Raw genomic sequence first — 22,349 nt, forward strand, 5'->3', positions numbered from 1 at the left:
TTATTTCCAAATTTTGTTTTGAGCCCTATCTAGTATCCCTTATCAAATTAGGACAAAAAAAGACAACCCCATTGTGGGATTGTCTCCAAATTTCATTCATATCTACTTCTTCTAGTTCGTTAATTCGCGCAACTCCGCAATAAACTCAATCGCCTTATCGATCTCTTCATCGGTATATCGCTGTTTGCTCTTTAACGTAAAGACTTTGTTTTTCATCTCTTCGAAAGAAAGCTGATCAAAATATAATACCGTCGATACGAGTTCCAAAAAGCGCGAATTCTCTTCATTCATTCGTTTAATCAGGTATGTACCATGTCCCAATTCAACATTTTGATACCGTAAAAACTCTCGTCCCGCTTCATTCACTGTATAACGATAGGTGTCAATTGCACCTTTTGTCTCTTTCTGTTCATCCAACAGACCCAAATTACATAGCTCGTCCACTCGCACCGTCAATTCTTCCGAGTACGGCCCGTACATGTGGAAACTAAAATGCTCATCAAAATCAACACGGAGTTTCTTGGCGATATAAACCATCTTGTGTAATTTCTTTCGTCCTGTTACTTCGCCAACCACTTCCACGAGGCTCATGATTTTGGCGTGCCCCTTAAACATCCTCCATCACTCCCAGGCGTTCTCGAATTTTCAATGATAGATTCTGTGGCAAAGCCATGATTCTATCGAGAGGAATATACAGTTTATGATCAAATCTACGCTTCCCGCTGATTGATTCTACAATCTCTGATTTGGTGGAAAGCTCCTGCAGTTGACCAGATGGCATTAACAACATAATCGGGATGCGTTCCTCTTCTCCCGGACGGTAAAAATCGTAAGGCAGGTCAGAAGTAGAGTCTACCTCCACATAATAGGCAGGGTCAATACCTGCTTCCCGCATCAGTTGTTTGATTTCTTCCAGCTCGCGATAATGCCTCGGATTAAATTCGACGTATTTAAACAAATTCCTGTCAATAAAGCGATTACATAAATCGGATAATATTGGATCTTCCTCTTCGCCCCATTGATGCAGATAGTAGAAGGCGATCGCTTCATCCAATGCAAGGTAATCCTTGATTGTGATTCGATCCTGGAAAAACGGCAAAAAATGCTTAGGCTCCACGGTAAACAAATATCCCTGCTGATAGAGGTGTTTTGCCCTCAGGAAAATCTTGCAAAGTACCACCTCTGCACTGCGTGTAACCGGATGGAAATATACCTGCCAGTACATTTGGTAGCGAGACATGATATAGTCCTCGACTGCATGCATCCCGCTGTATTTGATCACCGCACCATCTTCATGAGGGCGCATCACGCGAAGAATTCGCTCAATATCAAAATTTCCGTAGTTTACGCCTGTATAGTAGGCATCCCGCAACAAATAGTCCATCCGGTCAGCATCGATTTGACTCGAGATCAGGCTGATGATCAGTTTGTTTTCATAGGTTTTATCAATTACTTCTGCCACGCTTTGGGGAAAATGGTCACCCATCGTGCGTAAAATCCGATTGATTTCTGTATCGCCAAGCAGAATTTTTTTGGTCCAGTCTTCATGATGAAAACGGAATACCTTTTCAAAAGAGTGAGAAAACGGACCGTGTCCCACGTCGTGAAGCAGCGCCGAACACATGCACAATAATCGTTCTTCTCGGGTAAGATTAGCCCTTCCTTCAAAGGTTTCGAGGATACGGCGCATGATTTCATAGACGCCCAAAGAATGGTTAAATCGGCTGTGCTCTCCGCCGTGAAACGTGAGAAAGCTGGTTCCCAGTTGCTTGATCCGGCGCAATCGCTGAAATTCTCGAGAATTAATCAAATCCCAAATAAGCTTTTCTCTTACATGTACATAGCGATGAACGGGGTCCTTGAACACCTTTTCTTCTTGTAAAAGCTGCGGCTCTTGCATACCTTGGACTCTCCCTTCTCCAACGGAGGATGCGCATCTCACAAACCATTATCTACCATTATACCAAAAGATTAAGGCAAACTTAATGAAAAAGAGACTCCGAACACCGGAGCCTCTTTACTATTTTTCGGTTGTCCTTCTATGAGTACAAATCCGCACCAGGCCCGTAGAGATCAGGACGTTTGGCTGCTTTTTTCGCTAGCTTCTTGTCTTTACGAATTGCCAGCACCGTATAGAAGGACGGAACAACAATCAATGTAAGCATCGTCGAGAAAATCAGACCAAAGATAATCGTTACGGCGAGCGGTTTGAACAGAACATCTCCGGTAATAGCGAGTGGAGATAACCCTGCAACGGCAGTCATTGTGGTTAACAAAATCGGACGAAGACGAGCTTCCCCTGCTTGAATAACCGCCTGTTTCAGTTCTACTCCGGCATGACGTGCTTCCTCGATAAACTCGATCAACACGATACCGTTACGCACAACGATACCCGAGAGTGAAATGACACCCATCATCGTCATAAAACCTAGTGGCGTTTGTGTGATAAACAAACCAATCAAACTGCCTGCAAAGGCAAGGTAAACCGTACTCATCACCAGCACTGGTATTGTCAGTGAATAGAACTGCATGGCGATCAAAATAACAATCAGGAATACTACGATGATGGACAATTTCCCCATATCGATGAAGATATCCGTTTGTTTGGACGTTTCACCCGCTACCTCCCAACGATAGCCATCAGGGAACTCGATGCCTTGAACAAGCGGCTTCACGTCGTTCATTACTTCTGTTGCCGTTCTTCCCTCTACATCGGACGAAACGGTTACGACACGGGACAAATCACGATGCGGAATTCGTTGAATACTAAACGTTGGCTTCAACTCCGCAATCTGGGACAGCGGAATTTGTTCCCCACGGAGATTCGGCACCGTCAGACGTTGGAACACAACTTGTGGATCTTCTTGTGCAGAAGTAGAGTACAGCTTGATGTCGATCAAATCGTTCCCGGTATCGTATTCGCTGAACGGCAAACCTTCACCAACCAGTCGAATGGTCCGGGTCAAATCCGTATAGTTTACAAGCTTCTGATCCATTAATTCCTTGTTCACAACAAACTCTAAGGAGTAGCGTTCAATACCGAAATCATCTTTTACATCGAAGGTTCCAGGAACCTTTGAAACCTTATCCTGCACCTGCTGAGAAAGGCTGCGAAGGGTGTTGATATCTTCCCCGTAAATGCGGATAACCACCGGCATCCCTACAGGAGGACCTGCTTCCAGCTCTTTTGGAATGACACTTGCTTCCGGGAATTGCTTCTTGAACTCATCTCCCCAGACGTCGACCAAATCAACTGTTTTTACTTTTTTATTGTCCACTTTGACAACCAACTGACCTACTGTGGCACCATCTCCTGCACCAACGTCTCCGCCGAACATTTTCGGAGCACTTCCGCCAACATAGCTGGAAACCATGGTCACATGCTCTTGCTTGCGGATATAGTCAGAAACTTCACGGACAATGCGGTCCGTCTCCTGAATCGAGCTTCCCACAGGAACACGGATATTTACCAGCATTTCTGGTCGGTCATCAACCGGGAATAACTGTATCGGTGTCATCGGAATCAAGAAATAGGCAGATGTACCAATCATTACACCGACCAGCCCCGTCATTAGCGGACGTTTCAGCATACGTGGCATCAGATTCTTGGAATACCAGTTAATTAACTGAACGAACTGCTTGCCAAGGAGTCCGGCTGGCTTGCGATAGCTTTCAACCCCTTTTTTTGAGCGTTGCTCATTCCATTGACGGAAAATCGGAATAATGGAAAGGGACATGATCATCGACGCAATCATGGTTAATGAAATAATGGTTGGAATCGGCTTGATAAATTGACCTACATCGCCCTGCAAGAATAACAAAGGTGCAAACGACGCAATCGTAGCCAGCGTTGCAGTCAAAATCGAAATTGAAACTTCTTTGGCACCATTTACTGACGCTCGGAACGGTTTTTCCCGCAGCACCGTCAATCGACGTTCGATGTTGTCATTGACTACAACGGCGTCATCCACAAGGATTCCCAATACGATAATCAAGCCAACAATGGTCATTTGGTTCAAAGTGATTCCCATCGGCGGCAAGAAAATCAGACCAATGGCAACCGAGATCGGAATAGCCAAGGCAACTACAAAAGAAGTAGTCAGGTTAAGACCCAACGTACAAACAAGCAACACGGCGATAACCGCAATTCCCATCTCACGGGCCAAATCACCGAATAAGATCGAAACCCGCTCGGTTTGAGAAAAGATCGTTTCTTTCTTTGCCCATGCTGGCAAGCCCTTCTCCAGGGTCTTCATCATCTCATCGACACGTTCCTGAAGCGCTGGGACGTCGCTGCCTGTCTCTGCGTTGATACTCATAGAAACAGCAGGTTTCCCGTTATGGTAAGCAAAGAACGTAACTTTTTCTGTCGTTAAACTAGCTTTGCCAATGTCCCGGAGATAGATAGGAAATCCTTCTTGTGAACGGCTAATAATGACATTCTCAAGCGATTTCGGGTCTTTGACATCCTGAATTTTTAATTGATAAGTTCTGTTGTTTACATCATAGTCACCTAAAGGAATTCGTTCATTCTCTGACTTGATGGCATTCAATACTTGGCCCCAAGAGATGCCAAATTGTTGGAGTTTTTGTGTATCGACATCAATTCGTACTTCTTGCTCCGGCAATCCATCAATGGTCACATCGGCAACTCCTGGAATGGTACGCAACTGGTCCTTCCAAGACTTCATCATGTCACGCATGCTGTACAACTGCTCACGTGTGTCTGCCGTAATGTTGAAGGTTTGCACAAATGTACGGTTCAAATCGTCGTTGATAATTGGTTGTTTCGCATCAGCAGGAAGATCCTTCTCAGCATCCTTTACTTTTTTTCGAAGTTCATCCCACTTCTGTTTTGCGTCCACTTCCGGTTTGGCCTCGACAACAATGACGGATACCCCGAGGCTCGAAGAAGAAGATACATAATTAAGACCTTGCAGTTCATTAATTTTTTCTTCAATTTTTTTCGTTACCGTTTGCTCTACTTTTTCAGGTGAAGCTCCAGGCAGAATCGTCGTCACGGTTGCTATGCTTACGATAATATCTGGCGCTTCCTGACGAGGTAATTGAAAAAAACTGAGGAACCCGACCATCATCACCATGACGAAAAACAGCAGGGTGATTTTACGTTTCCTGACGATGTATTCGATCACGATTATTTACCCCCTGTTGCTTCGATTGGGTCCCCGTCAAATAAACGGTCTACTCCTTTGACAACGACTTGCTGTCCCGCTTGAAGTCCAGAAGTGATCTCGATTTGGTTATTAATCAACTCACCTGTGGTAACCGAAGTTTTCACTGCCTTGTTGTCCGTTACGATATACACATAAGGCTTATCTTCTCCGCGGCTGATTACTGCTTCGATTGGAAGGAAGATCCCCTCTTTGGAGTCAAGCTGACGAGTTGCTTTCACCACTTGACCGGCAAACCAATCACGCCCTGGATTGGCTACGATAACTTCTACACCAATTGTCCCTGTGCTTTGATTTGTTGACGGATATACCTTGCTTACCTTTGCTTCACGTGTTTTGCCATAGACGGAAAGCGTTACAATGTCGCCTTCTTTCCAGGAGCCAATTTCACGGTCAGGCACTGGAAGTACGACTTTCAAGGTATCTACTTGACCAATACGATAGATTGGTGCCCCTGGGTTGGTAAGCTCTCCAACGGAAGAATGTTTCGAAATGACTGTTCCACTGATTGGGGCTTTTAATTGTGTTTTCTCCAAAGTTTGAGCAGCCATTTCTCGGCCAATTACCGCTTGATCGTATGTAGAACGCTGTGCCTGTTTATCTTCTGCACGTGCACCTTCTACCGTCAGGGAATAGCCTTGCTTCGCAGTTAACAGGTCTTTCTCTGCAATGGTTAAAGCATTTTGGGCATTCTCAAAATCATTTAAAGAGATCGCATTTTCTTTAAACAACTGCTCCATCCGTTTGTAGTTATCCTGTGCCTTCTGATAAGCGACTGTTGCTTTATCCAGAATTGCCTTGGATTGAATAATTTCTTCTTGTCTTGCACCGTTGTTCGTTTTTTGCAATACAGCTCCTGTTTGAGCCACAGTGGAGTTTGCTGACGCCAATCGTAGTGAGTAATCACTTCCATCAATTCGAGCAAGAATACTGCCTGCAGCCACCTGATCTCCCTCGTTGAATTGTAATTGTGTGATACGTCCGCCTACTTCAAAGGAGACTGTCGCCTCTTCTAACGGTTGCAAGGTTCCTGACAACTCAGAAATACGTGAAGCCTTTCCGGTTTTGACAGTGGTCACTTCGACTTGCTTTGCCTCCACCTGAGACTGGGCTGTTGCGGCTGGTTGCTGGCTATTGCAGGCTGTGGTAGCAAATACACTGGCAACCATCACGACCGTAAGCCATGTTTTCTTCATATCTATCTCTCTCCAATCTGTCATTTCGTTCATTATTTGTTGAGAGTACTTTTTCTTCCCATTACAACTACGTTCCAAGTGTTGTAACAATTTCATCAAATTTGTAAAGCTTTCAAAATAATTTCAGCGGAACTTTTCTTCAACTGCTCTTCACTGATTTCGAAAATACCGTTCCCTACCTGATAACGCATGAGAAAGGCAGCAAAAAAAGATGAGATGTACATGTGAGACGCTACGCCGAAATCACAACGGGCAACTTTCCCTTCCTTGTGAAGGGCATTCAGCTTTTCGATGAGAACAAGAACCGCTTCTTTCGGAATGGCGGAAAGAATACAGTGAGATTCTTCGACAAGGTTTTGGGCTTCCTTCATGGCGATAATCAAAATTTCTTTTCTCTCTACAAGCGTTTGATAAAAAACATCCCCATAGTGAGTCAAAAAGTCCTTCACGCTGTCATAATCCTGATGTTGTAGTGCTTCTAATTGGGGACGAATCACAGAGACTTCTTCCAATAAGGCACTGACCAGTCCGTCCTTTTTCCCGAAATGGCGGAAGATGGTCACTTCATTAACACCAGCTTCTTCGGCAATCCGTCGTGTAGTCGCTCCCTTAAGTCCTCGCTCTGCCATTAGAAGACTTGCTGCTGCCAATATCTTCTTCCTCGTTTCCTGCTCTTCTGTCTTCCCCTCAGCAGGATTCACTCTCTTTTTATCCATATAGTCCTCCGTAATGCAAGTGCTTGCTTACAATCAATTACACGGCTCATTATAAACTCATGTATGGATGTGTGTAAACACTTGCATGCAGTTGCGATTGTAAATTATTTGTAAATCTTTCCAATCTTGACACCATATTATTGTGCTTTAATTGATATCCCCTTCAGTACAAGTGCCACCCTCCCCATGAATTCCTCACTCATCGACAAGGTAGGGTCTTGATATAACCACATGAATAGCACAGTAAAATAAATACCGGTTAGCATTTCTGCTACATATTTTGGGTTAACTGTTGGATCGAATTCTCCGTTCCGCTGACCTTCCTCTACAATCAATTGCAGCATTTTCCGGAAATTAATCGTGCTTATCATTTCTTCTTTTGTTCTAGAAATGACTTTAATCAATTGAGTTACAATCAATTCCGTCTCTTCTTTTTCCTTCTCATTTTCTTTCGCTAGGACGAGATACAATCTGTTTATTTTCTCAACTGCATTTTGACAATCTCGTAATTCCGTTGTGAGTAACTGCTCCATCATCACAATTCTTTGTTGCCCGAGATGGTCGAGAATCTGCTCTTTTGCGGGAAAGTAATTGAAGAACGTTCCCTTCGCGATATCTGCTTTCGAAACAATCTCATCTACCGTTGTCTCATCGTACCCCTTTTCAAGAAAGAGTGAGATAGCAATCTGGTAGATTCGCTCTCTTGTTTCTGCTTTACGTCTTTCTACCCTACTAATCTTTGTCATGAAGAGCCTCCTTTCAGCATAAAAAACAAAAATGACTACGGTTCAAAGTTGCACCATAGTCATTTTAGCACTTTTAGGTAAATAATCAATGAGAACTTACTTCAAATTTTCACTCGGCAACGAAGGAAAAGCTTCTTGTACAAAGGAAGCCATATCCAATGGCAATGGGGCATGAGCATCTACCCGTTCATTTGTTACAGGATGCGCAAAAGTCAATCGATTGGCATGTAAAGCGACCCGGTGAATTCCCGCCTTTTTCGCTCCATACAAGGTGTCTCCTGCGAGTGGGTGTCCAAAGGCTTGTAAATGAACACGAATCTGATGCGTCCTCCCTGTTTCCAGCTTTATTTTCACAAGAGAGTAATTGTCTGTGGTTGTTATCACCTCATAATGGGTGATTGCCGAGTCCCCGCTTGCATGTACACGACGTTTGGTCGCATGATGAGGATCTCTGGCAATCGGTTGATTCAACGTCCCCTGCTGCCCGGTGACTTGTCCAGTTACGATTGCAATGTATTCACGGTCAACCTGATTGTCTCGCAATATTTTATCGGCAAGCTGGTGAGCGTAACTGCTCTTGGCAATGAGAACCGTCCCCGAGGTCTCTTTATCCAAACGATGGACTGCATGGGGAGTAGCTCTCTTGGCCAGGAAATACCCTTCCAATTGCTGGGTCAACGTTCCCGTTTGACCTTGATTTGTCGGATGGACTGGCATTCCGCTTGGTTTATCAACAATGACGAATAAATCATCCTCGTACAAAATCGGAACAGGTGGTTTTTCATCAAATGGTATGGAAGGTGTATCTTGTCTAGTGCCTGTTTGGTCAGCTACCCTAACGGCGACACGATCACCAACTTTCACCTGTCGCTTTAGAAACGGGGCTTTCCGATTCAACTGGATGCCCTTGCTTCTCGTCAAACGCTGCAGCATTCTCCCTGAAACAGACAGCTTTTCCCTGACAATTTGTTCAACAGTCATTCCTGCATCTGCTTCTGTTACTACATACTCCAACCACGCTCTGCTGCTCATTTCGAACCTCCTCAATAACCACATCTCACCCATTGTAGCCCAAACGCTGATCTTTCAGCCAGTTACCGCAAAAAAAAGGCCCAAACTCACAAGAGTCCAGGCCTTATCTTTCCACGTATAAATTACTTAAGATTTTCCGGGTTCAGTCCTTCAAGTTCCGGCAACACGAACAAGCCATCTTTACGAATCAGCTTGCCGTCAAACCAGATTTCTCCCCCGCCATATTCAGGACGTTGGATATTTACCATATCCCAATGAACAGTACTGCGGTTGCCGTTATCAGCGTCTTCATAAGCTTGACCCGGCGTGAAGTGGAAGCTTCCCGCAATTTTCTCATCGAACAAAATATCGTTCATTGGCTTCAATACATACGGGTTCACGCCGATTGCGAATTCACCGATATAACGAGCTCCTTCATCGCTGTCCAGAATCTCATTGAGTCTCTCTGTGTTGTTGGCAGTTGCCTCAACAATCTTGCCGTCCCGGAATGTAAGCTTCACATTTTCGAACTTGGTACCCAAGTACTGGGTTGGTGTGTTGAATGAAATTGTGCCATTTACAGAATCACGGACAGGAGCAGTGAAGATTTCTCCATCTGGAATATTGTTAGCACCCGCACAAATGATGTTTGGAATATCCTTGATTGAGAAGGTAAGATCAGTTCCCGGCCCAACAAGTCTTACCTGATCTGTTTGATTCATCAATTGTTGGAGTGGCAAAAATGCATCATGCATTTTTTTGTAGTCAGTAGCGCATACGTCGAAATAAAAATCTTCAAATGCCTCTGTGGACATGTTCGCACTTTGTGCCATGCCAGGTGTTGGATAATTCAGCAGCACCCATTTTACTTTGGCAGTTATGTAATCGTTCATCGGCTTCAGCACTTTTTGTTGAAGCTTGCGTCGCTCAACGGGTACATCTGCCATCTCGCTGTCATTACTTGTTCCGGCAATTACGATCATCGCCTGAATATCGTGCCACATCGGCTCTTCCCACTTCTTGATGTAAGAAGCTCGTTCTTCTGTCGTTCCCATCATCAGCTCTCGTTGAATGGAAGGGTGGATAAATCGAACATACGGATGAGCGCCTTTAGCATATGCCTGTTTTACGAGTTCTTTGGCAAGTACGTCGCCTTCACCCCGAACTTCAATCATTACATTCTCACCTGGCTGTATGCGCACAGAGTGATTAAGTAAATTCTCTGCCAATGTAACAATACGTGGATCCTTCATTAGACAAGTCCCCCTAGCACAAATTTATACAGATATTTCTGACAATAATTGTATCATACCCAACGTTAAAGAAAAAGTGATAGTTAAAAATTTTTTTATCGAAATTCTCCCTAACAGGTACCACCTCAATTATACAAAAAAATATTAAACAATAAAAAATTTCTTGCATTTGTTTGATTGTGTAGCGTAAGATGTTAACAAGTATTTTTTACCAATAATGACGAAACGGAGTGTTGGATTCATGAATCATTTTGTAGTTTCCAAGATCTGATGAGCCTCTTTTTGGGGGCTTCATCGTCCCCTCAAATCTCATCATATCGTAAGAAGCTGCAGGATGATTGGTAATCCGCACCCGTTTTCATATGTTTCGACATATGGAGGCGACAGCTTTCTTTTGGTGTATCCGTACATCAAAGTGATGCTTTCGCCTTCGCTTTTTTGCCAGCATGATTCATCGAACAGAAGTTTGTTCGCATGCTGGTTTGTCGACCATCAGCAAAACTCGAGCGGAAGGACTCCTTTCTTTCCTCACCCGAGTTTTGCTTTTTTGATTTTATTGGGAACTCTTTTATTAATAGATTGGAGGTATTTGACTTGAACTGGCTAAAATGGGATTTGAATCTAAAAGTACGCCTTGTCGGAGAGACGATTTTCCACGTGTTTTACTGGATGTTCTTTCCTTTCATGGCACTACATTTCACGCTTGTCTTCGGAAAAAACGTATCTGGACTTCTCCTCACCATACCTCCGCTAATCGGCGTTTTCGCCAGTCTGATCGGGGGAAGAATCGCAGATCGAATTGGCCGACGCCCTACCATGCTGTTCGCAATCGCCATAGAAAGCTGTATGTTTGCGTTATTTGCTTTTTCAACTTCCCCGTGGATTGATTTTATCGCATTCACTGGCTTGGCACTCGGTGGCTCGATCTATTGGCCTGCCAGTGCCGCCATGGTTGCCGACCTAACGACAGAAGAAGATCGCAGGGAAGTGTTTGCTACCTTTTACACTGCGATGAACGTCGGGGTTGTTCTTGGTCCTGCCATTGGAGCATTTTTCTTTGAAAACTATCGCACGGAGTTGCTGTTGATCTGTCTTGCCATCAATTTCACTTTTGGTGTGATCCTGTTTTTCGTGCTGAAGGAATCATTGCCTAAATCAGCAAGAGAAGCTCAACAAAACGAGCCGAAGAACAGTTTGAAAGAACAGTGGAACAGCTACAAGGTCATCTTTAGTGACAAAGCATTTTCCCTCTATATCATTGCCGGAATTTTGATCTGTGTTACCTTTATGCAAATGGATTTGTACATGGGTGTCTACATCAAAGAATTCGTACCTGCCCAGCCTTTGCTTTCGCTCAACAATTGGACATTTACTCTTGGCAGCACGGAGATTTTTGGCTGGATGGTTGCGATTAACGGGTTACTCGTCGTACTTTTTACTTTACTAATCACCCGTCTGTTCTCTCAATGGTCTGATCGAAATTCACTCATTGCTTCATCTGTCATCACAGGTTTAGGAATGTTTGCCATGTCGTTTACAACGGATGTGTGGATGTTATTTGGCTGTATGGTTATTTTTACCCTTGGTGAACTGATCCGCACTCCAGTTGCGCAAAGCTTTATCAGTAAATATGCGCCAGAGGATCGGCGCGGTCAGTACATGGGGGCATCTACCTTGCAATTTTCTGTGGGTCGCTTCCTCGCACCGCTGACCATCGGGGTTTCTCAATGGCTCGCCCCTGTCGGCGTATTCGGGATCGTGTTGATCTGTGCTTTAATCAGCGCACTCATCTATGTCTATCTGTTCCGCTTGATCGAAAGAAGAGAGAATTCGCTCAATCAAAACAAAAAAACACAACCGATACGTGAAACCAATCCAGATATCGTTTAAAAAACCACGCCATCCGGTGGAGCATCCAATAAAGAAACCCGTCAGAGCTTTTGAAGCCGCTGACGGGTTTGCTATTTATGGCGTTGTAACCTGAACTGGTTTCATGTAATCGGTAATCGTAAATTTCCCACGCATCCACTTATACGTGTCATCGTACAACGCTCGGAAATGAGGTTCCTTGTTGTAATAGGCTTCCAGCAAGCTTTTCGAACCATAGTAGTATGCGTGAACCTTGTTTTTATCAATTCCCAGTTTATGTCCAGCGATAAGCTGGTTGTAGTACAATTGATAGAATTTCAGGTCTCGCACCATGCGCTCATCGCCCTCTACTTCAATGCCCATGCCATACTTGTCGGTCACTGTCAGAGTCGACTCAATCCGTTCGACGGCGATATCGTACGTGTTATAAAAGTTTGGCTGGACGAAAGCATAATCGAATCCAAGCTGCTTCCATTCCATAAAGCCAGGCGCTTCATAATAAGGAATCCAATAGAATCGCAATGCTTTCTCATGAACCATTTCGGCAGCATCCCAAATCAGTTCCCGTTCTTTAGGAGCAGCTTCTTCCACCAACTCATGGAACCAATAAACACCCTCCAGCTTCAAATAAGCGAACTCTGAGTGATTCCAGCGATCCATCAGTTGATTAAAGTACCATTCCATCGCCTGTTTCCGATACTGGTATGCTTTCTCTTCCCCTACCACCGCAGCCTGGAAGGTTAGTGGGTCCTGATCCTCATTAATCTTTCCGAAATTGCGTTGATTCGCATTCGGGTAAGGGAGAGTGAGGATTACCTTCTCAACTGTCGGGTTATTGACCAGTGTGCCTCGGCGCTTGTTATACTCTCTCATCGCATCATTTAATGCATCAAGCTGCCTGCCGGGCCTGAACACATCCCTCAGGTAATACTCCCATCCGCCTTTTGTCGTTGGCATCGTAGGATAAGGAAGGAATAAGACCGTATCAAACATCCGATCGACTACTTTTCCCTCTGGATTGATGTACCCGACCAGCGGAAGGAAGTCTTCTGATTTCCAGGAGCCCCGCTCCCCATTCGCTCCCGAATAAGCGAGCAACACATTTTCCATGCGATCTTCTGCTTTGCGGTCTTCCATGCGCTGTGCCGTCTCTCTTACCGGAGGAAGCAGCGTGATCAGAGAAGCTTGCTCACTGTTACTTCCCCAGACCTGCAGCTCACGGGCAAATACCCACACTTTAACAGGAAAGCGAACACGAACAGCCTGAATCTCCGTATCAGGAAGGGAAACCGTCAATGCACGAACGGTCGGGGTAGTATCTGACGGTGATACGGCATGAGTTACTTTCCCCACATATGACCAGCGCTTGCCGTCTGGAGAAACTTCTACCTCCATCATTTTCGGCAAGACAATTCCCGCTTTTTGGTCTTGCTTAAAGCTGAGTGCCACCCGTTCAACATTCTTCTTCTCAGGTAATTGCACGGTTATTTCTCGGCCAAATTGACGATTATAGCCTGTCCATGTTTCTGTCGGAGTAACAATTCCCCCTGTTGGACCTGGGTATTTCTTTTCCAATTCACCAAAAAAGCGATCCTGCGGCCCTGTGTAGCCAACCGACGTAAAGCTGTTTGGTGCGTAGTTCATCTGATCACCAGAAGCAGCAAGAGAGTCGGATGGAGTTGTATCGACTGAGGTTTGCTCCGTTGCGGTACCATTTGCTGTTACTTCAACAGGAACAGACAGCGTCTGATAGCCCACCGTGACGGAAATCTGGCCTTTTCCCGGTACGAGTCCTGCAATGAAGGTTCCGTCTGGGAGAATTCGTCCCAACTCTGGATGGTCAATTGAATAGATCGGAGTAAAAGGGAGCTTCTCTCCGTCTTTTCGTTTCACCTCAATTTGCTGACTCGTCCCGGAAACAGCGGTCAAGCTGTCGACACTTGCCTCATACTCTCCTCGTTCAGCCTGGTCTCTTCTCGCCTGAAGGATTCGTTCTCCCACTACAGCCGCTTCTGCACGAGTCACTTTGTTCTTGGGATAAAACATCCCTTTGCTGCCGACCAGCCAGCCTTTCTCGGCAATGGTACTGACTGCTTCACGAGCGTACTCAGCCACAGATTGTGCGTCTGTGTAACTGACTTTCGTCTTTTCGTCTGCTTTCACTGTATTACCGGTGATCTCCATAACTCTCGCTAAAATCACGGCAAGGTCTTCTCTTGTCAAAGGAGCTGCCGCATCAAATCGATCCCCTTTTCCTTTGATCATCCCTGCTTCCACCAGACTTTGGAGAAAAGGCGCGTATGGACTATTTGCTGGGACATCTGAGAATTGGAGATCTCCTTTGTTATTCGTCTGCAAGCCAATTACCTTTGCTAACAGAACGGCGAAGTCTTGACGGGTAATCAGTTCACCTGGACGAAATTGCTGATCTCCCCCACCGTTGATCAGGTGCAGTTCCTGGAGATGAGTGACGGCTTTCTCAGCATAGTGTCCTTTTATATCGGTAAAAGCAGTGATTTCAATCTGCTCGTCTGCCTGCTTTACTGGATTCGGTACGGGGACGGATGGATCGTCTGCCTGCACCCATGACGGGGTAAGCAGCATGGCAACGGTCAGCCCTTTGGCAATCCATGTTCTGACTTTATGTTGATAACAGCTTTGTTTCATGTTTCCTCCTCTACTGCCACTTTTCTACTATCTCTATATCCATGACGTTTACTGATCGTGGTTCGTTTCAGTCAAATCAAGCGGTGCTTTCGGTCTGGGAGGTCTTGGCCCAAAAAACTGATAGTAATCCACTTTCAGGTTACCGTTGTAAAGCTTTCGTTTTTTGCTGGCCCTTTTGCCAAAATATTGTTCAAACTGTTCATCAGAGGTGATGACATAAAAGGACCACGTATCCAATGCGGAACATACTTGTCCTAACTCCTTGTACATTTTGGCGACTTCCCGATGGTCGCTTAACCGTTCACCATAAGGTGGATTGGATATCAGGTAGCCATATTTCTTCTTGGAGCGTAGCTGATTCATCGGCATTTGCTGGAAGTGAATATGTTCATCTACTCCAGCTTCCATCGCATTGCGACGCGCTACCTTGAGTACTTCCCCATCGATATCAGTCCCGATAATCTCCAGTTTCCGGTCATATTGTGCCAGATCATGCGTCTCAGCCCGAGCTTCTCTCCACAGCGTTTTTGGAATCGTAGGCCAGTTTTCCGAGACAAACTCCCGATTCATCCCGGGAGCGATATTTTGACCGATTAACGCAGCTTCAATCGGGATGGTCCCTGAACCACAGAAAGGATCGACAAGCACACGGTCCGGGTTCCAACGGGACAAGAGAACCAGTGCCGCTGCCATGGTTTCCTTGAGTGGTGCCGTCCCGATCCAGTCCCGATAGCCCCGTTTATGCAGACCCGGTCCCGTTGTATCAATGGTCAATGTAGCAATGTCCTTGAGCAGGGCTACCTCAACCTTGTAGACTGGCCCTTTTTCCTCAAACCATTCTGTTTTATAAGTTTTCTTCAAACTTTCTACAATAGCTTTTTTGACGATCGCCTGACAGTCCGAAATACTATACAAGGTAGATTTCACTGATTTTCCTTCTACCGGGAAGGTTCCGTCTGCTGGAATCCAATCTGCCCATGGCAGTGCTTTGGTTTTTTCAAACAACTCGTCAAAGGTAGTTGCTTTGAATTCACCGATCTTGAGGCGAATCCGGTCAGAGGTTCGGAGCCACAAATTCAAACGTGGAATTGCAGAAAGATCGGCTTTAAAGGTTACCTTGCCGTTTTCTGTTTGTGCATCTGTATAGCCTAGCTTTTTTACTTCTTCTGCAACTACTGATTCTAATCCAAATGTTGATGTTGCAATTAACTCAACTTTTCCCATTCCAGAATCTCCTGTCTTCACACGAAAATAGGGAAAGAGCTCCCTTTTCTTATCATACCCTATTCTACCTCTTCATCTGGCAAATTCAACTAACTACATTTAACCTACCCGACACAAGCTATCGCTGGCGGTTGACTAAACGCAACATCCGTGTTGCATCGTCGACACTCGCACGTCCTGAGTGTCGTCTGGCGGGGCCCCAATTTTATAAGCAAGAGGTTTCTTCATGTAGAATTCAGGTTTCTCCTATATTCTGGGTTTACAAAATCATGGGAGGTAATCCGAATGAACAATAAAGCAATGGTAAAATGGCTCGTACGTATTGGCAGTGTAACGTTTGTGGCCGCCGTCATTGGAGGAATTTCCGTGCTGGATTCAGCCAAAAAACAGACTGATCCCGCTCAGATAAGTTTGTCAGCCGATATGTCGCCTGCTGCATCTCAAAAAAGTCTTCTTCCCCATGTAAAAGCATTACCGCCACAGGAGCGGGGGCATAGGTGGCGCGGGGACTTTAAACGCAATGACCACGGCGTCTTCGATGATGACAACGATGACTATGATGATGACGATAACCACGACGACGACTGGGATCAGCATGAAAAAGACCATGACGAGGATGGAGATGATTGGCTGTGGGAGATCGTCCCTGGACATGACTCTCAAACAGATACGAGGACAAAAGCATCATGAGTACAATTAAACATTCCTTTTCATCGATGAATACAACGGTTGAGATGTATCTGGAGTCAGTTGCAGATGGTAGAGAGTCATTTGTGATCACTGAGGTGAACCAACTATTTTCTATTATAGAATCTCAATGCAGTCGGTTTAACCAGCAAAGCGAGCTGTCCGCATTGAATTCAAGTCAAGGAAAGGTAGTCCAAGTCTCCCCTGCTTTATTGCAAATACTGCAAGCAGCAGAAAAAGCCTACTTCCAATCAGAAGGTATTTATAATCCGGGCATTCTTCGACAGTTGCAGATGGCCGGTTATAACACCTCCTTTGATGAAATCCAGCAATCTGGGCCCTCCTCCCAGAGGAGAGAGGTTTGTAATCCAGTAGACAAATTACCCTACCAAATCATTGATCCAGAAAAACGACTGGTTGAGGTGATCGATCAGGTGGGCATTGATTTGGGAGGTATCGCAAAGGGCTGGTGTGTTGACCACGTTTCCGAATTTCTTTCCTTACATGGATGTGGGTACATCAACGCAGGTGGTGATTTGAGAGTGTTTGGTCAGAGGAAAGAAAGCTGGAAAATTGGTGTCGAAGATCCCTTTCAACCGAATCGAGACAAAGCAGTCGTCCATCTCACCAAAGGAGCTGTGGCGACCTCATCCACCTGGAAACGAAAATGGCGTGTGGGCAATGTGTCCAACCATCATTTAATTGATCCACGAACGGGGAAACCATCCGACAGTACCATTGTTTCTGCAACCATCATGGCTCATGACACGGTAGCTGCTGATGTTGCCGCCAAGGTCGTTCTCATACTCGGAGAAAATGAAGGGGCTGCCTGGGCCAGGAAACACTCGTACCAAGGTTTCATGATATTACTAGACGGAGAATTCAGGAGGATTGGTTAGCATATGGAAGCGATTCAAGCTATTCAAATATGGCATGTTACAAGAGCTAGCGGGCTGGTCGCATACGTCCTGTTAACAGTAGCGATCATTGCAGGGCTGTACATGCAAATTGGCAAGCAAAAAGGATCCCCCTTGGGAATCACCCCGTTCATCCATGAAACGACAGCTCATTGGGCGATGTATCTGACCATTTTTCATACCGTTATTCTTCTGTTGGATACATACGTGGATCTGGCCTGGTATGAAATATTTGTGCCGTTTCTTTCAAATTACCATACAGTTTCACTAGGTCTTGGTATCATGGGGCTATATGGCTTCGTCCTTTTATTTCTGACAACTGATTTTCGCTCTTTCTTTGGAGCCGCTTTTCGAAGGACGGTTCATTTGCTCTCTCCTATCATTTATGTCGTATCAACCTTTCACGGTATTTTTCTAGGTTCGGATACAGGATACTTACCAATCCAAGCAATGTACATCTTATCCGCTGTTATCTCCTGTTCCTTACTGATCTATCGATATTCCTTTACATTGCCTTCCATTTCAGTAGATAAGAGGTGAATTTCCGTGCGGTTACTAGTGGTCGAGGATGACGTTCGACTGGCAACTGTCCTTTCCAAAGGATTAAGAGAAGAAGGGTATCAAGTCGATGTGGCCCAAGACGGTGAGGAAGCCCTTCTTTTCACAAAAGATCGAGAATATGAGGTGATCATCCTGGACCGTAAACTCCCACGGGTATCGGGTGATAAAGTGCTTGCAACCATTCGATCAAATGGTTGTTCGGTACCTATTCTTTTATTAACTGCTCTTGATTCCATCGATGATCGAGTAGCGGGGTTAACGAAGGGTGCCGATGATTACGTCTGTAAACCATTTGCATTCGAAGAACTTCTCGCCAGAATTCAAACACTTCGTCGCAGAAAAAATACAGCCTACTATTCCAGCATTCTTGAATGGGACGAACTGCAACTGGATACATCCACACACCAAGTCCTCTATAAGGGAAGCACGGTTGATTTAACAACACGGGAACTGCGCATCCTGGAAGTGTTTTTGCGAAAGCCGGAGCAAATTATTCCACGGGAGAGACTGGCTGAACAAGTATGGGATGAGCCATGGGACGTACAGCCCAATACCATCGAAGCCCATGTCAAAAACCTCCGTAAAAAATTAGAATCTGTGATGAACAAAAGAGTCATACATACTGTTCGTGGTGCAGGTTACAGGCTGGTGAATGCAGATGAAACAATATTGGAACCGTAGTTTCCCACTCCGTATTGCGGTAAAAACAGGATTTCTGCTTATTTTTGTGTTGTCTGTGATGTTCGTCAGCATGTATGCAAGTGTGGCTTGGCTCATCAATCAAAATATAAATGCAACTGTGATCTCAGAGGCGAACGCTCTGATAACAGAATGGAATCAAAACGGACTTTCCAAACAGCTTGAATGGGAACAAGGGTACTATCAGGTAAGAGACAGAGAGGGACGCATTGTTTTATCAAAAGGAAAGCATATCGACATCGATGATAACCATGAGGGGCGCCCGCCATTTTTCCCTCGAAAAGATTTCGAGGGACGCTATTTTTTTAAAAATATTTATAAAGATGAACATGCTCATTTTCAAAAGGAAAACCCTTCCTTCTTTCCGCTTTTCAATAGAGAACAGTCAAAATTCAGAGAGGTTAGTCTGCCTTTCACCATCGGATCATCCGCTTACACGCTCGAACTTGCTATTGATCTTGAGGATACGAATGAATTCCTCCACAACATTCTTCTGATTTTTTTGGGTATTTCGGCAGGTGGTGTACTGCTGATTACGGCTGTGGTCGGATACTCCACCTTTAATGCTTTCCGCCCAATCACAACGCTTGCTGAAAGAATACAATCCATTAACGAGAAATCATTATCGCATCGAATCGTGGTTCCTGTGATTGACCATACGCTGCAACGGCTCGTGAAAGGATTAAATGAAATGTTAGAAAGATTGAATCGCTCGTTTATTGCCCAAAGTACATTTGTACAGGATGCCTCTCACGAGCTTCGGACGCCATTAGCAGTGCTTCGTTCCGAAATGGAAATTGCCCTTCGAAAATCCAGGAGTGAAACGGAATACAAAGAGATCCTGGAAAGATGCTTGTACGAAATTGAGCACATGTCCAACGTAAGTACCCAGCTCCTTACACTGGCTCGTTTTGATCATCGTCAGCGGCTTGATCGTACTTGTGTTGAACTTGATAAGGTAATCAATGACTCGATCCGTAAAATAGAGGCTCGACAGAAGGAGAAACAAATTCATATTCGCTATATTCCTACCACAATCCAGGTATGGGGCGACTCACTTGCACTTGAAATCGTCATCGTCAATCTCCTGCAAAATGCCATCCACGCCATGGACGCTGGAGGCACCGTAGAAATTACCTGTCAATCTGAAAACAATTGGGCCCAAATTGCTATTACTGATAACGGAAAAGGAATTCCCGCTGATGCCATCCCCCATTTATTTGATCGCTTTTACCGAGTAGATGAGGCAAGAAACAGACAAGAAGGTGGAACCGGACTTGGTCTCGCTATCTGTAAATCAATCGTTACCGTGCATCAGGGAAAAATCGAGGTAGTAAGCACACCCGGCTCTGGAAGCACTTTTACGATCTGTATACCCCTGTTTAAATAAAAAAAGCCAAAAAATCATCTCCAGTGATTTACATATTTCACCCTCTAGATTATAATAATTATAGTAATGTTTCCTTAGTTCAAAAAAATTGTACGTACGAAAAACAATAATCATTCTCAGTTAGCATGCTACTGTCCCTCGGGATAGTAGCATGTACCATTTTAAGGGTGTAAATATTGATTCTTATTATCAATTATCAATTGAGAAAAACCAAAAAAGGATGGTGAGTCTTTTATGGAAACTGCGGTTCAATTTTGCCAAAATCCGATGATGTGTCAGCCTTCTATGTGCAATTCCTCCTCTTCTTGTCCAAAACAACCCAAACAACGTGGACAGTTCTTCCGTAAGCACGCAGAAACCATTGCTGCCCTCTCAAGTGGTGTACTGATTGCTGCTGGATGGGCTTTTGAAAAAGCAAATTTCGAGTACTTTGCAGTTGCACTCTTCTTCATTGCTTATGTTGTTGGTGGTTTTGTCAAAGCAAAGGAAGGAATCACCACTTTACTCGAAGAGCGGGCACTGGACGTGAATCTGTTGATGCTGGTTGCAGCCATGGGTGCTGCAAGTATCGGCTATTGGATGGAAGGCGGTCTCCTGATTTTTATCTTCTCGTTAAGCGGCGCACTGGAATCCTATTCGATCGCTCGTAGCCAAAAAGACCTGACAGCTTTAATAGGAATGAAACCAGATACAGCAACTCTTTACGCCAATGGAGCTGAATTCTCAGTTGCCATCGAGAAACTGCGTGTGGGAGACACAATCATTGTAAAGCCAGGTGAGCGAATCCCTGCTGACGGTATTATCAAGCAAGGAAGCTCGAGCATCAATGAAGCTTCTATCTCCGGAGAACCAATTCCCGTAGACAAAGAAGCTGGTCATGAAGTATTTACAGGTACCTTGAACGGTCAAGGCGCATTGATCATCGAAGTGACTCAATCCAATGAGAACAGCTTGTTGGCTCGGATTGTAAAACTCGTTGAAGAAGCCAAGACCGAGATGCCCGCAAGCCAGCAATTCATCGAGCGATTTGAACGCATCTATGCGAATGTCATTGTTGTTTCCACATTGGTATTAATGATCGCTCCACACTTCCTGTTCGGCTGGAGCTGGAGTGAAACGTTTTATCGATCCATGGTATTCCTGGTTGTCGCTTCGCCTTGTGCTCTGGTCGCCTCTATCGTTCCGGCCATGCTTTCAGCGATTTCGAACAGTGCACGCAAGGGATTGTTGGTCAAAGGCGGTACTCATTTAGAGAATTTGGCCGATGTAAAAGTAATTGCTTTCGACAAAACAGGAACTCTTACAGTAGGTCACCCGGAAGTAACGGATATGTATGCATTCCAAGGTTATTCTGAACAGGAGATGCTGCAAATCGCCGCTTCCATCGAAAGCTTGTCAGAACACCCTATCGCTAAAGCAATCGTCAGTCGTGCCAAAGCATTACAATTGACCTTAGAACAACCGAGTTCCCTGCAGGCAGTTACCGGTAAAGGTGTAGAGGCCATTTTGAAAAATGAGGAATGGCGAATCGGAAAGCCTTCCTATGTAGGCAATCAAGCGTACACACAGGAAGCACAGTCAATCATCGATCAGCTTGCTGGCGAAGGAAAATCCGTGATTCTGATGGAAAATGCCCAAGGGATAGTCGGTATTCTTGCTCTGCGTGATACCATTCGACCACAAACCCAAAAAACGATTGCCGATCTGAAACGGTTAGGAATCAAAGTAGCGATGTTGACTGGTGACCGTCAATCAACAGCCCAAGCCATTGCTGATCAGGCCGGAATTGATATCGTATACGCAGACCTTCTCCCTCAACACAAGGTAGAAAAAGTAAGCGAGCTCGGCAAACAATATGGCAAAATTGCCATGGTTGGCGATGGGGTCAATGATGCACCTGCACTAGCTACTGCTACAGTCGGTATCTCGATGGGGGTTACAGGCAGTGATGTTTCTCTGGAAACAGCAGACCTTGTCTTAATGAATGATGCCATTGAGAAAATCCCTGCCGCCATCAAGTTGAGCCGACGGACGAAACGTGTGGTCAAACAAAACATTGTTTTCTCTATCACAGTAATTGCCCTCTTGATCTTGTCCAACTTCTTGCAGTCGATCTCCTTGCCATTAGGGGTACTAGGGCACGAAGGAAGTACAATTCTTGTCATTCTCAACGGGCTTCGTCTGTTGCGTCAGTAATGAAAGCAAAAGAGGACTCTGTCTC

General features: G+C 45.0%; 17 protein-coding genes. 7 read left to right on the top strand and 10 right to left on the bottom strand.

Annotation, left to right across the window (positions count from 1 at the left end; all coding sequences use genetic code 11):
- Nucleotides 1-111 precede the first annotated feature (111 nt).
- From ACPW7N_RS09580 to ACPW7N_RS09615, 8 genes are all read right to left on the bottom strand, one after another.
- Complete coding sequence (locus ACPW7N_RS09580) at nucleotides 112-615, bottom strand: YwgA family protein (protein ID WP_425650839.1); 504 nt, start codon at nucleotides 613-615, stop codon at nucleotides 112-114.
- A complete protein-coding gene (locus ACPW7N_RS09585; protein ID WP_425650840.1) occupies nucleotides 608-1,900 on the bottom strand; it encodes an HD domain-containing protein in 1,293 nt (430 codons plus the stop codon). Before ACPW7N_RS09585 ends, ACPW7N_RS09580 begins: the two co-directional genes overlap by 8 nt.
- Nucleotides 1,901-2,039: 139 nt before the next feature.
- A complete protein-coding gene (locus ACPW7N_RS09590) occupies nucleotides 2,040-5,153 on the bottom strand; it encodes an efflux RND transporter permease subunit (protein ID WP_425650841.1) in 3,114 nt (1,037 codons plus the stop codon).
- Nucleotides 5,154-5,155: 2 nt separating this feature from the next.
- The gene (locus tag ACPW7N_RS09595) at nucleotides 5,156-6,388 is read right to left on the bottom strand and encodes an efflux RND transporter periplasmic adaptor subunit (protein ID WP_425650842.1); all 1,233 of its coding nucleotides are present in this window, start codon (nucleotides 6,386-6,388) and stop codon (nucleotides 5,156-5,158) included.
- 95 nt (nucleotides 6,389-6,483) lie between these two features.
- Nucleotides 6,484-7,104, bottom strand: coding sequence for a TetR/AcrR family transcriptional regulator (locus ACPW7N_RS09600; RefSeq protein WP_425650843.1), 621 nt, complete (start codon nucleotides 7,102-7,104; stop codon nucleotides 6,484-6,486).
- A gap of 137 nt (nucleotides 7,105-7,241) precedes the next feature.
- Nucleotides 7,242-7,850: a TetR/AcrR family transcriptional regulator gene (locus ACPW7N_RS09605; RefSeq protein WP_425650844.1), complete on the bottom strand. Its 609-nt coding sequence runs from the start codon at nucleotides 7,848-7,850 to the stop codon at nucleotides 7,242-7,244.
- 96 nt (nucleotides 7,851-7,946) lie between these two features.
- On the bottom strand, nucleotides 7,947-8,882 hold the full coding sequence (locus tag ACPW7N_RS09610) for an RluA family pseudouridine synthase (protein WP_425650845.1): 936 nt from the start codon (nucleotides 8,880-8,882) through the stop codon (nucleotides 7,947-7,949).
- 122 nt (nucleotides 8,883-9,004) lie between these two features.
- Complete coding sequence (locus ACPW7N_RS09615) at nucleotides 9,005-10,114, bottom strand: aminopeptidase (RefSeq protein WP_425650846.1); 1,110 nt, start codon at nucleotides 10,112-10,114, stop codon at nucleotides 9,005-9,007.
- Nucleotides 10,115-10,708: 594 nt separating this feature from the next.
- Here ACPW7N_RS09615 and ACPW7N_RS09620 point away from each other — a divergent pair.
- Nucleotides 10,709-12,004: an MDR family MFS transporter gene (locus tag ACPW7N_RS09620; protein ID WP_425650847.1), complete on the top strand. Its 1,296-nt coding sequence runs from the start codon at nucleotides 10,709-10,711 to the stop codon at nucleotides 12,002-12,004.
- 75 nt (nucleotides 12,005-12,079) lie between these two features.
- Here the strand turns inward: ACPW7N_RS09620 and ACPW7N_RS09625 are convergent, their stop codons facing one another.
- Both ACPW7N_RS09625 and ACPW7N_RS09630 read right to left on the bottom strand, forming a co-directional pair.
- Entirely contained in the window at nucleotides 12,080-14,650 is a 2,571-nt protein-coding gene (locus ACPW7N_RS09625; RefSeq protein ID WP_425650848.1) for a DUF4855 domain-containing protein, read from the bottom strand.
- A gap of 48 nt (nucleotides 14,651-14,698) precedes the next feature.
- Nucleotides 14,699-15,874, bottom strand: a complete 1,176-nt coding sequence (locus ACPW7N_RS09630; RefSeq protein WP_425650849.1) for a THUMP domain-containing class I SAM-dependent RNA methyltransferase — start codon at nucleotides 15,872-15,874, stop codon at nucleotides 14,699-14,701.
- Nucleotides 15,875-16,159: 285 nt separating this feature from the next.
- On the opposite strand from ACPW7N_RS09630, the gene ACPW7N_RS09635 reads away from it, so the two are divergent.
- The 6 genes from ACPW7N_RS09635 (at nucleotide 16,160) to ACPW7N_RS09660 (ending at nucleotide 22,324) form a co-directional block, all read left to right on the top strand.
- Nucleotides 16,160-16,564, top strand: coding sequence for a hypothetical protein (locus ACPW7N_RS09635; RefSeq protein ID WP_425650850.1), 405 nt, complete (start codon nucleotides 16,160-16,162; stop codon nucleotides 16,562-16,564).
- A complete protein-coding gene (locus ACPW7N_RS09640) occupies nucleotides 16,561-17,460 on the top strand; it encodes an FAD:protein FMN transferase (RefSeq protein ID WP_425650851.1) in 900 nt (299 codons plus the stop codon). The genes ACPW7N_RS09635 and ACPW7N_RS09640 overlap by 4 nt, the downstream gene beginning before the upstream one ends.
- Nucleotides 17,461-17,463: 3 nt before the next feature.
- Entirely contained in the window at nucleotides 17,464-18,018 is a 555-nt protein-coding gene (locus ACPW7N_RS09645; protein ID WP_425650852.1) for a hypothetical protein, read from the top strand.
- A 6-nt stretch (nucleotides 18,019-18,024) separates the two neighbouring features.
- Nucleotides 18,025-18,720, top strand: a complete 696-nt coding sequence (locus ACPW7N_RS09650) for a response regulator transcription factor (RefSeq protein ID WP_425650853.1) — start codon at nucleotides 18,025-18,027, stop codon at nucleotides 18,718-18,720.
- Nucleotides 18,698-20,128, top strand: a complete 1,431-nt coding sequence (locus ACPW7N_RS09655; protein WP_425650854.1) for a sensor histidine kinase — start codon at nucleotides 18,698-18,700, stop codon at nucleotides 20,126-20,128. Before ACPW7N_RS09650 ends, ACPW7N_RS09655 begins: the two co-directional genes overlap by 23 nt.
- A gap of 234 nt (nucleotides 20,129-20,362) precedes the next feature.
- On the top strand, nucleotides 20,363-22,324 hold the full coding sequence (locus ACPW7N_RS09660) for a heavy metal translocating P-type ATPase (RefSeq protein ID WP_425650855.1): 1,962 nt from the start codon (nucleotides 20,363-20,365) through the stop codon (nucleotides 22,322-22,324).
- Nucleotides 22,325-22,349 lie beyond the last annotated feature (25 nt).

Origin of the sequence: Brevibacillus nigriterrae (genome assembly GCF_049846925.1) — a bacterium.
Classification (GTDB): domain Bacteria; phylum Bacillota; class Bacilli; order Brevibacillales; family Brevibacillaceae; genus Brevibacillus_H.